This is a genomic window from Bacillus songklensis, assembly GCF_042649685.1.
In the GTDB taxonomy this organism is placed as follows: domain Bacteria; phylum Bacillota; class Bacilli; order Bacillales; family Bacillaceae_H; genus Bacillus_BA; species Bacillus_BA songklensis.
This window is the reverse complement of sequence record NZ_JBHRZT010000068.1, coordinates 12586-24006: the sequence shown is the minus strand read 5'-3', so window position 1 is coordinate 24006 and position 11421 is coordinate 12586. Positions and strand designations below refer to the sequence as shown.

6 protein-coding genes and 1 pseudogene are annotated in these 11421 nt (G+C 40.4%); 5 read left to right on the top strand and 2 right to left on the bottom strand.

Annotation, left to right across the window (positions count from 1 at the left end; genetic code table 11):
* Positions 1-17: 17 nt before the first annotated feature.
* The 3 genes and pseudogenes from ACFOU2_RS16620 (at position 18) to ACFOU2_RS16610 (ending at position 6727) form a co-directional block, all read left to right on the top strand.
* Positions 18-1847, top strand: a complete 1830-nt coding sequence (locus tag ACFOU2_RS16620; RefSeq protein WP_377917477.1) for an ABC transporter ATP-binding protein — start codon at positions 18-20, stop codon at positions 1845-1847.
* 312 nt (positions 1848-2159) lie between these two features.
* Positions 2160-5741, top strand: a pseudogene (locus tag ACFOU2_RS16615) (bifunctional 2',3'-cyclic-nucleotide 2'-phosphodiesterase/3'-nucleotidase).
* A 503-nt stretch (positions 5742-6244) separates the two neighbouring features.
* The gene (locus ACFOU2_RS16610) at positions 6245-6727 is read left to right on the top strand and encodes a hypothetical protein (RefSeq protein WP_377917062.1); all 483 of its coding nucleotides are present in this window, start codon (positions 6245-6247) and stop codon (positions 6725-6727) included.
* A 312-nt stretch (positions 6728-7039) separates the two neighbouring features.
* On the opposite strand, the gene ACFOU2_RS16605 is transcribed toward ACFOU2_RS16610, so the two are convergent.
* A complete protein-coding gene (locus ACFOU2_RS16605; RefSeq protein ID WP_377917060.1) occupies positions 7040-7339 on the bottom strand; it encodes a hypothetical protein in 300 nt (99 codons plus the stop codon).
* Between the two features lie 315 nt (positions 7340-7654).
* Here ACFOU2_RS16605 and ACFOU2_RS16600 point away from each other — a divergent pair, with 315 nt between their 5' ends.
* Positions 7655-8893, top strand: a complete 1239-nt coding sequence (locus ACFOU2_RS16600) for an ATP-binding protein (protein ID WP_377917058.1) — start codon at positions 7655-7657, stop codon at positions 8891-8893.
* Positions 8894-9184: 291 nt separating this feature from the next.
* Positions 9185-10417, top strand: a complete 1233-nt coding sequence (locus ACFOU2_RS16595; RefSeq protein WP_377917056.1) for a Zn-dependent hydrolase — start codon at positions 9185-9187, stop codon at positions 10415-10417.
* A 109-nt stretch (positions 10418-10526) separates the two neighbouring features.
* Here ACFOU2_RS16595 and ACFOU2_RS16590 read toward each other — a convergent pair whose 3' ends face one another.
* Positions 10527-11315 (bottom strand): HAD family hydrolase, encoded by a 789-nt coding sequence (locus ACFOU2_RS16590; RefSeq protein WP_377917054.1) that lies wholly within the window; start codon positions 11313-11315, stop codon positions 10527-10529.
* Positions 11316-11421 lie beyond the last annotated feature (106 nt).

Here is an 11421-nt window from a genome sequence, read left to right as displayed (position 1 = left end):
GGCAAGGAAGTCCGTTGATGGTTGGGCTCATGAGATCGGGGGGACGTTTTGGAGCTCATGGAAGAGGACCTGTTGTTAAACCAAAAAACTTTAAAGGGACGCTTAAAAGGCTATGGCTTTACTTTGGCAAGGAAAGAAAATGGTTAACCATCATCTTTATTTTTATTTTAATTGATTCGGCCCTTACCCTTTCAGCTCCCTATCTTATCGGCAGATCCATTGATGCAATGACAACACCAAGCGGAAACGTTAATTTTGACTTATTGGAAGTCACGGTCATCACTCTTTTAGTTGCCTATATCGCGGATGGACTCCTTACCTTTTTACAAGGGTGGATCATGGCGGGTGTGTCGCAGCGAATTGTTAAAAATCTTAGACATTCCCTGTTTGAAAAGCTTCAAAAGCTCCCTGTCCCGTTTTTTGATACACGTACTCACGGTGAATTGATGAGCAGATTATCGAATGATATCGATAATGTGAGCAGCACCATCTCACAGTCAACGACCCAGTTAATGTCTGGTTCCCTCATGATTCTCGGTTCTCTAGTCATGATGATTGTGTTGAGCCCGGCTCTCACTTTAGCAAGTTTGATTACGATACCCCTTGTGTTTTTGCTCACCCGGACGATTGCCAAAAAAACAAGTGTATTATTTAAAAATCAACAGATACAGCTTGGAAAGCTGAATGGTCACATTGAAGAGACGATTTCCGGAATCCAAGTGGTAAAAGCATTCAATCATGAGGAGAAGGTAATCGAAGAGTTTGAAGAAGTAAATGCAAAATTGCGTAAGGTAGGATTAAAGGCTCAAATTTGGTCAGGTTTTTTAATGCCGATCATGAACGTCATTAATAACCTTGGATTTGCGATAATTGCCGCTGTAGGAGGGGTTCTCGCCGTAAAAGGTTTGATTACCGTTGGAGTCATTGCCAGCTTTTTAACCTATTCAAGGCAATTTGTAAGGCCTCTTAATGATTTGGCTAATATATTTAATATTTTACAGTCAGGTGTAGCTGGTGCTGAGAGGGTGTTCGAAGTTCTCGACGAACAAGAGGAACCTTCTGATTTACCAGGTGCCATACCATTAGACAATCCTAAAGGCCATGTGGTATTTGAAAATGTCAGTTTTGGCTATCGTCCGGATGTTCCTATATTGAAAAATCTAAGCTTTGAATCAGGGGAAGGCAGCAGTACAGCATTGGTAGGTCCTACCGGAGCAGGAAAAACAACCATTGTGAATCTTCTTACACGATTTTATGATGTCACGAGCGGAAGAATATTGATTGATGGTAGAGATATAAGAGAATATACAAGGGATAGTTTAAGAAGATGCTTTGGCATCGTTCTGCAGGACACGTATTTGTTTTCGGGAACAATCAGGGAAAATATAAAATACGGCAAGCCGGATGCTGCCGATGCGGAAGTGGAAGCCGCTGCAGCAATGGCGAATGCTGACGTCTTCATTAAACGTTTGCCTAAACAATATGACACCATGTTGACTGAGAATGGTGGAAACCTCAGTCAAGGACAAAGACAGCTGCTGGCCATTGCAAGAGTGATTTTGGCCAAACCCTCTTTCCTCATTTTGGATGAGGCGACAAGCAGCATAGATACTCGAACAGAGCTCCATATTCAAGATGCCCTATTAAATGTGATGAAGGGGCGTACCAGCTTTATCATCGCTCATAGACTGAATACGATTCGTGACGCCGGTACCATTATGGTCATCGACCATGGTGAAATTGTCGAGAAAGGCAGTCATGATACATTAATAGATCAAAAGGGAATATACTACAATATGTTTTCTAATCAGTTTAAAAACATGGAGGGAGCAATGGAATCAAGTTGAAGAAGGAGGCTGATCCGAAAGCATGTTTTTTATGTTTCTGGATCAGCCGCTTACGCGTAAATAATTGGACATAAATGCTTTTTCTTTATGTCCGATTATTTATGTGGATTTATATAGTTGTCGTTTACAAAAATAATACAAAAGGTTTACATAAAAAACGCATTGCTTTTGATATACTCTTTCTGGATAGTCGTTACTAGGTTACTAGCTATGGCTATATATTACCAGAAAGGTGAATGATAGATAAAAAAGAGAAAACAAGGTAAGACAAAGAAACTATTATCCACTTCACTTGCATTAACCCTCATTTCAATGCCTTTCATTTCAACACAAGCGGATGCAGCAACACAAAATGCCGCGCAAAATGCCTCGGCTGCAAACGTCCCCGCGAAGAAGCCGGATGATAAAACACCTCTATTAAAGCTTCGGATTATGGAAACAACTGACATCCATACAAATCTATTAAGCTATGATTATTATAAAAATGCCCCTTACGAGAAGGTTGGGTTAGCGAAAACGGCTGCGCTCGTAAAACAAGCACGTCAAGAAGTAAAAAACAGTGTTTTAGTAGATAATGGAGACTTAATTCAAGGTACTCCGCTTGGAACGTATAAAGCTAAAATCGAACCGTTAAAAGACGGTGAGGTTCACCCTGTATTCAAAGCAATGAACCAAATGGATTACGATATCGCAACATTAGGTAACCATGAGTTCAACTATGGATTAGAGTTTCTAGAAGAAGCATATGATGATGCCGACTTCCCTTATATCAACGCAAATGTATATGTAGACGATCATGACAATAACCCTAATAACGATCGAAATAAGTTCACTCCATACAAAATTGTAGAGAAAAAAGTAGTCGATGAGCAGGGAAAGAAACATGTCGTTAAAGTCGGTTTCATCGGTTTTGTGCCGCCGCAAATCAGCGAATGGGACAAAGCCAACCTTGACGGTAAAGTCATCACGAAAAACATCGTGGAAACAGCGAAGAAATTCGTTCCTCAAATGAGAGAAGAGGGAGCGGATATGGTTGTTGCCTTAACTCACTCCGGCTTCAGCGGTAATAAAGGAAATACAGAAGATGTGATTTACTCTTTAAGTGAAGTACCAGGGATTGATGCAATCACGTTCTCACATACACATAAATTGTTCCCTGCCAAAACGGAGGCAGGGCTTGACGGCTTATTCCTTGGTCCGGACAAAAAACCGCTTCCGGGCGTTGACAATGCAAAAGGAACGATCAACGGGGTTCCGGCTGTACAGGCTGGTTACGGCGGCGGCTCTCTAGGGCTTATTGACTTAACACTCAAGAAAGAAAAAGGGAAATGGTCTGTTGTAAACTCTCAATCTTCCACTCGTGAAACGTGGAAAGACGTAAAGGATCCTGTTACTGGTAAGACAACGACTGAAAGCACAGTCGTTCCTGACCAAACGATCGTCGAAGCGGTGAAAGCAGACCATGACGCAACGGTTAAATATGTAAACACACCAATCGGCACAACAACCGATGACATTCACAGCTACTTTTCATTGGTACAGGATGATCCATCTATCCAAGTGGTGACAAATGCCCAGAAATGGTTTGTTGAAAAATATGTGGCCGAAAAGAAACCGGAATATAAAGACCTGCCGATCCTGTCTGTTGGCGCACCATTTAAAGCAGGGCGCAATGGTGTAGCCGAGTATACAGAAATCAAAAAAGGGGATTTAACAATCCGCAGTGCAGGCGATTTATATTTATATGACAACACATTAAAAGCGATCAAAGTGAAAGGCTCTGTTGTTAAAGAGTGGATTGAAATGTCTGCAGGCAAATTCAATCAAATCACTCCGAATAAAACGGAAGAGCAGCCATTATTGAACCCGGCATTCCCGGTATATAACTTTGATGTCATTGACGGTGTTCAATACCAGATCGATGTCACAAAACCTGCAAAATAGGATGTAAACGGAAATGTGATTCATCCTGACTCAAGCCGTGTTGTGAACTTAACATATAACGGCAAGCCGGTAGATCCTAACCAGGACTTCATCGTTGTCACAAACAACTATCGTGCAGGCGGCGGTGGAAACTTCCCTGGAGTAAAAGGAAGCGAGCTTGTTGTCGATTCAGCTGATGAAAACCGTCAAGTCTTAATGGACTATATCTCTGAAATGAAAGAGATTACTCCAACAGCGGATAACAACTGGTCAATCGCGCCTATTGAAGGAACAACAAATGTCACCTTTACAACATCACCAAAAGCGGGAGCTTATATTAAAGAAGGAAGCAACATTTCCTTCACGAACCAAACAGATAGCGGCGGCTTCGGTATTTTTAAATTAAATTTAAACGCTGCTCCGAAAGAAAACGTAAAGGTGCAATTGCTGGGCATGAACGACTTGCATGGCCAACTTGATACAGATACTAAATTAGGCACTCAACTAGCAGGGAGCATGGAATACACAGCCGCAGCCATGAAACAGCGTGAAGCAGAAAATCCTAATACACTTCTTGTCCATGCCGGTGATATGATTGGCGGAAGCCCGCTTATTTCAGCTTTATTCCAGGACGAGCCGACGGTTGAAGTGATGGAAGCAATGGGCTTTGATGTAGGTACACTTGGAAACCATGAGTTCGATGAAGGGATTGAGGAGTTGCGTCGCATGATCAACGGCGGCGAACATCCAAAGGGTACTGCAGGCTATGACGGCATGAACTTCCCTGTTGTGGCAGCAAATGCCTATGATACAGCTACAGGCGAGTTAATTACCGAGCCTTTTGCCATCAAAGAGGTTGGCGGCAAGAAAATAGGTTTCATTGGCGTTGTGACCCAAGAAACTTCGAACATGATCGTAAGAAAAGGAAATGAAACGCTTAAAATTACGGATGAAGCAGAAGCTATAAACAAATACACGAAAGAATTAAAGAATAAAGGTATTGAAGCGATTGTTGTACTTGCCCATAATCCTGCGACACAAAATGGTAACTCCGATGCATTCGATGCATCCAAAATTGCTGAAAATGTGGATGATGAGGTAGATGTAATCTTTGCTGCCCATAACCATGTTTTTGTTGATAAAGAAGTGGATAATAAATTGATTGTTCAGGCATATTCATATGGTTCCGCATTTTCTGATGTGGACCTTGAGCTTGATCCTGTAACAGGGGAAGTCGTGAAGAAAGACGCGCAAGTTGTAACAGTTTATCAAAAAGATTACACTCCAGACCCTGCTGTTTCAGCCATCATGAAAAAGTACGAAGATAAAGCAGCTCCAATTAAAGCAGAAGTAGTCGGTAACTCTGCAGCAACTTTACCGACTGGTTATCCTAAGACCGAGGAATTTGGCGACACAGCACTTGGCAACTTAATCGCTGACGGTATGAAGGCTGCCATGAATGCCGACTTCGCCTTAATGAATGGCGGAGGTGTCCGTGCCCGGCTTGATGCCGGTGAAGTAACATTCGGCGATTTATTCTCGATCCAGCCTTTTGGTAACGTGTTAAACAAAGTAAAACTGAGCGGTGCCGATTTAGAGACGGTCTTAAATAACCAAATTACGGATAGAGGTCTTGACTTCCATATTGCCGGTTTTAAGTACACGTACACTTATGACAGCACGGCTAAAACAGGTAAGGTTGTAGACATCTTCTTACCGGATGGAAGCAAGATTGATAAAACAAAAGAATATACAGTTGTGGTAAACAACTATATGTACGGAAATGCCAAATACGGCATTGCAAGCCTTTCTACGGACTTGGAAGTAGGTCCGGAAGATTTGCAGGCAACAGTTAACTTTGTAAAATCTCTTCCAACACCATTTGAATACAAAGCAGAGGGCCGTATCCAGAAAGTAACAGCCCCTGCTGCAGCAACTGAACAGGCTGCACCAGTTTTACAAGCTCAATAATTTAATAGGTAATATAAAAAGTGACTTCGCGAATTGAAGTCACTTTTTATTTCGAAGGGATACCAAAATCAGATTAAAGCCGCAACAGGGGCTACGCTTCCAAACCACATATATTTGTGTTTCGAGAGGGAGATATGAATGAATGGCCGGGGGTATTTATTATTACTTCTTCTTCCACTGCTTTACCAAAGGTCCTTCATCCCCATAGGGTCTGTTTTGGGAGTAGGAACCTGTTTAATATCCATCACTCAGGAAAGAGTTCGTATGGTTAAAAGAAGTGGTGGGTAGTTCAATGGGACATATAAGAAGCTGGAAGTTCATACAGTAACAGTTAAGGAATGTTTATTGCTGTATCCGATCTCACTAAAGGTGCAATGAAATATGCTGAAAGGCAAAGAGGGAAAATGTTATTAAGTGTTGGTGAGAAATGAGCCGGTTTAATCATGAATCATAATTATAGAAGTAACAGGTAAAAAAGCAATATGGAGAGAGAGGGGGATTCGTTGAAGCCAAAAAACAGGAAACAGGCCATTGAGTATGATTGTGCTTTCGTTTTTTTAAGTCTATACAATAACCAATTTAAAACTGATTATCAAATAATGGAGTTATCCGATATTCCTGATATAAAATGCAAGGATCGTCTAACGAATGCAGAACTTTATCTGGAAATCACATTGCATGAAGACATAAAAGGAGAAATCCCCTTTTTATTAGGCAGAACAAAGAAAAAGCCTACAGCCCAACCAAGAAAGGGGACTGTAAAGAATGGTGAAGACGAATCTCTTATTATTTTAATAGATGTCATTAATAAAAAGCTTTTAAAAAAGTATGGCAAAAACGTAGCATTAGTTGTCAGGCATATGTCCTCTAAATCGTGGAATCTAAATGTTGAGCAGGTTAAGAATTCATTAGATTTAAAAAATCATCCTTTTGACAAAGGCATATGGATCGTAACTTCTGATTTTAGCATCATAAGAATCGATTGAAAAGGCCCGTTATGGGAATCCAGTAAAATCAAGAATTTTATTGACGGGTCCTTTCATTAAAGATTTCCGTTTCCGTAATATGACTTGAAGCATCGGATGCATAAGCTTGATTCTTATTTTATATAAAGAAAAAAGAACATTGGTGAAACACCGGTGTTCTTTTTTCCTAACATTGATGGTTTTTAACCAATTGACATCGTTCCCGCTGATCTTTCGAATTTAGTTTGATTCCCAGTCACTCATTACGACATGGGCCATTGGTTTTGATGTTTCCCGCGCATGCAGGAGAGCCAAACGGGCCCCTATTTATTTTTAGTGAATGTTCTGCTCTGGCTTAAGAATAGGAGAACCAGTAGAAGTATGTTGATTCACCCATTTAAGAGTTACATCAGAAACAGTTGACCAGTTTGGAATCTTATCACGATGTTTTTCAACCCAGCTCATACAAAACTGTGGGTCAATGTTCTGCTCCTGGCACTGGGATAAGAAAGACTGAACGGTAGAGGCATTACAGTTTTGCCATGTCCGACAAGTTGTGCGCCAAATATCTTCCATTGTCTCCTGCACAGAAGGAGCAGTTGTAGAGTTCGTGAATTGATTTTGGTTTGGCATATGAATTCCTCCTCGTCAATGTTAGCATCGTTATAGAAGATACATACACAGTATGTCCAAAGGGACTGAAACCATGTAATCGATTTCCAAGACGGGCGCAAATAACAGCTGCAAGCATTGTCATCTACTGCGAGTGGGATGAGTGACTAGTGTTTTCCCGTTATGTCTAAATAGCTCATTATTGCCAGAAGGTAAAACATAATCTATACTAAAAACGGTAATAATTGGTGGGAAACTTTAGAGGGCATTTAGGATCTTCCCTATTTGATGAAGAGTAACAGGGTGTATTGATAGAGGTGGAGATGGATACAAACCATGAAAGAATTTAGTGTTAAAAATGAAAAAAACTTAAAAGTCTATAAGAGTTTTATTATAGTGGCCGGGCTTTTAATGTTAATAGGCTTATTAATCACATTTTTTGAAACAGACAAAAATAAGACCCCGTTTATTATTCATGCATTTTTTGCAGGAATCGTTTTTGTAATCTTAATTTTATATCCTAAAAGGGAATCTGAGTTACTAAAGGGAGTGTTAATTTCTTCAGTCACCATTTATTTTTATGCTCTCTTTTTTTTATTCCCTCAAACGTCATCTATGATTACTCTAATTTCCATTCTTCCCGCTGCTGCCATTATCATATTCAGTAAAAAAATGTTTTGGTTTCTAGCCACGTTTAATATGGTCGGAGGAACTATTTTATTACTGTGGGTTACCGAATATCCACCCCTTAAGCAGAAGTATGCGTATTTATCTGAAGATGTAATTGGAAACTTGGTCAATTTTTGGGCTTGTCAAATTATCCTTGCCTTTATGTTTTTTCTAACGTTAAAAAGAATGGAAAAATTAGGGCGATATCATCAGGAAATTCAACGTACGGAACGACTGCATTCAATCGGGCAATTAGCTGCATCTATAGCGCATGAAATACGGAATCCGCTCACGGTAGTAAGGGGGTTTTTACAGCTGTTTCAAGAAAAGCCCTCATTTACTGAGAACGAAAGAGAATATCTACGGCAAATGATTCTGGAGGTAGACCATACACAAGCGATCATCAGTGACTTCTTGTCCTTAGCTAAGCCCGATGTTTACCATGTTGAAATGCTTGATTTAAAACAGCAAATCCAGCAAATCATCGACTTGCTCTCATCGTATGCTTTATTGAATAATATTAAATTTCAAACTGCGTTAGAAGACTCTCTTTATGTTAAGACCAATATGATTGAGTTAAAGCAAGTATTAATAAACTTGATTAAAAATGCGATTGAAGCAATGGATGCAATAGAAGAAGAAGGAACGATAACAATAAATTCAAAGCAGAACGACAAGTTTGTTATTATTGACGTGATTGATACTGGAATAGGGATGACGGAAGAAGAGATGAAAAGACTAGGAACCCCTTTCTATTCACTAAAGGATCGAGGGACGGGTATCGGATTAATGGTCTGCTACAATATTGTAGAGAAAAATAAAGGAAAGATCGAAGTGAAAAGTACAAAAGGGAAAGGAACGCAATTTTCCGTTTTTATTCCCAAGACAGAAACTCAGGCTTTGTAAGCTTTGTTCATGATGCAAGCAGCATCCGGGGAGCTTGGCAGCCTCTTATGCGTAAAGAATGGGACATGGGCGTTTTTTTTTGCTCATGTCCGATTCTTTATGTGAATTCATATAGAAAGAAAACCTTACTTATCGATTTTTGGGATAGGGAAAACTACTACATTAAAAAAAGTTTAATAGGTAAAGTGACAAACAAGCAGGATTAAATCATTTTTCATGTAATATTAATTAAATAGCCATCAAAGAAAGGCATATCTAATGAACCCCTAACTATTGAAAAGGAGTGGTTGAATGCAACGACAAAAGTTATTGATTAATGGTGTAAGACTAAAAAATGAGCTTGAACGATTTGCAAACTATGGCCGTACAGAAAACAATGGAGTAACGAGGCTATCGTTATCGGATGAGGATCGTTTAGTCAGGGATTACTTTTGTGCTTGTTGTGAAGAATTAGGTATGTCAGTCAAGGTTGATGATATGGGATGTATTTATGTCACTCTTGAAGGTGTCGAGGATAAATCTCCTATTGTCCTTGGTTCACATTTGGATACGGTCAAAAAAGGCGGCCGCTTTGATGGAGTGTTGGGGGTTGTGGCTGGCCTAGAGGTGGTCAGAACACTCGTAGAGAACAATATTAAACCGCAGATTCCCATCACGATTGTTAACTTTACAAATGAAGAGGGTGCCAGATTTGAACCTTCCATGATGGCATCGGGTGTCCTCTCGGGGAAATTTGAAAAGGCGGCCATGTTGAGAAAAACGGATTCAACTGGAGTCACATTCGAGGAAGCCCTGAACTCCATCGGGTACGCAGGGGAAGCAGAGAATCGCCTGAAAGAGGCTGCAGCCTTCTTGGAATTACATATTGAACAAGGACCCATTCTTGAAAGAGAGTCTCTTTCGATTGGTGTCGTTGAATGTGTAGTCGGGATGGTATGCTATGAGATTGAAATAACAGGGGAATCCGATCATGCAGGGACAACCCCTATGGATATGAGAAAAGATGCCCTTTTTACGGCAAATAACTTAATAACTGAGATTCGTAAACGATTGGGTGCGATTGATCATGAATTAGTGTACACAATCGGAAGGGTGAACGTTCTCCCGAATATCCACACGGTTATTCCAAATAAAGTTGTGTTTTCGCTGGAAGCAAGACATAAAAACCCGGAGATTATCAGCCTGGTTGAGGAAATCATACAAGGGCTTCCGCAATCATCATTGAATGAGGGCTGCGAGGTAAAAACGACAAAGCTATGGGGGCGGGATACCGTTTGGTTCAAAGAAGACATTTGCAATCTGCTGGAGCAATCTGCGGAGTCATTAGGGTATTCGCATAAAAGAATGGTGAGCGGGGCCGGGCATGACGCCCAATTCATAGCCAGCTATATACCATCCGCCATGGTTTTTGTTCCAAGTATAAACGGAAAAAGCCATTGTGAAGAAGAGCTTACCACTTGGGAAGATTGTGAAAAGGGAGTAAACATACTCTTGGATACGGTTTTAACGATGCTGTCTAGATAAGAATACAAGCTTAAATTTTTAAAATGATAGATAAAAATAAGTGATAAACAAGGTCTTCTCCAAAACGAGAGAAGACCTTGTTTCTTTTGGGCAGTCGTCTCCGCTTTTCTTAATGAACCAGTCCGAGTGATTTTAATCCGTTATAGATGCCCGAATTCGTTACTTCTGTTGTTTTATGTTTGGCGTAAGCGAAAAGGTCGGGATGCCCGTTTCCCATCGCAAAGCCCTCCCCTACAGCCTTAAGCATTTCTTTGTCATTCATTCCATCGCCAAAGGCAATGGCGCTTTCTTTTGGAATGTTGAGAAGTTCCAATATCATTTCCACGGCGAATCCTTTGTTGACGTTGTCTCTTATGACATCATAGCTATGACGGAATCCCTCTAAATTTACTTGTGATAAATGGATGTTATCGTACTTTTCATATAGTGCAGGTTCGTTCTCACTCAAGTTGACAAGAGTCATCCCTAAAATGTCGTTGACGATACCCGGAGTCAACAGCGCGTTTTTGCGTAAATGAAATCGCTTGATGAACTCCTTCATGATGGGAACATCCAAAGAAGTGAACACATTTTTTTCGTTTGTATACATGATCACTTCATGGCCATGCTGTTTGGCGATGTTGACAAAGTGCTCTACAATACTGGTGTCCATCGGTTCTTTAAATACATCTTTCCCCTTATGGATGGCATAAGCGCCGTTATAACCGATGAAAGAGCGGATGTTCAGCTCATCCCCGATATGGGATATTTCATGCAGCGGCCTGCCTGTTGCGAGAAAAACCTCCACATCTTTCTGCTGTACTTGGGCAATAGCTCTTTTAGTGGAATCCTCAATTGTATCATCAGGCCTTAAAATCGTTCCATCAATGTCAAGGAATAAAATTTTGTAGTCCATCATTATAATTCTCCATACTTTTTATTTTTACAGCATCAAGGTGAGTAGTAATTGTGCGTTGTATAAGAGAATTTTATCATAAAAAGGGATTTGGCGGAAATTTCCTCAT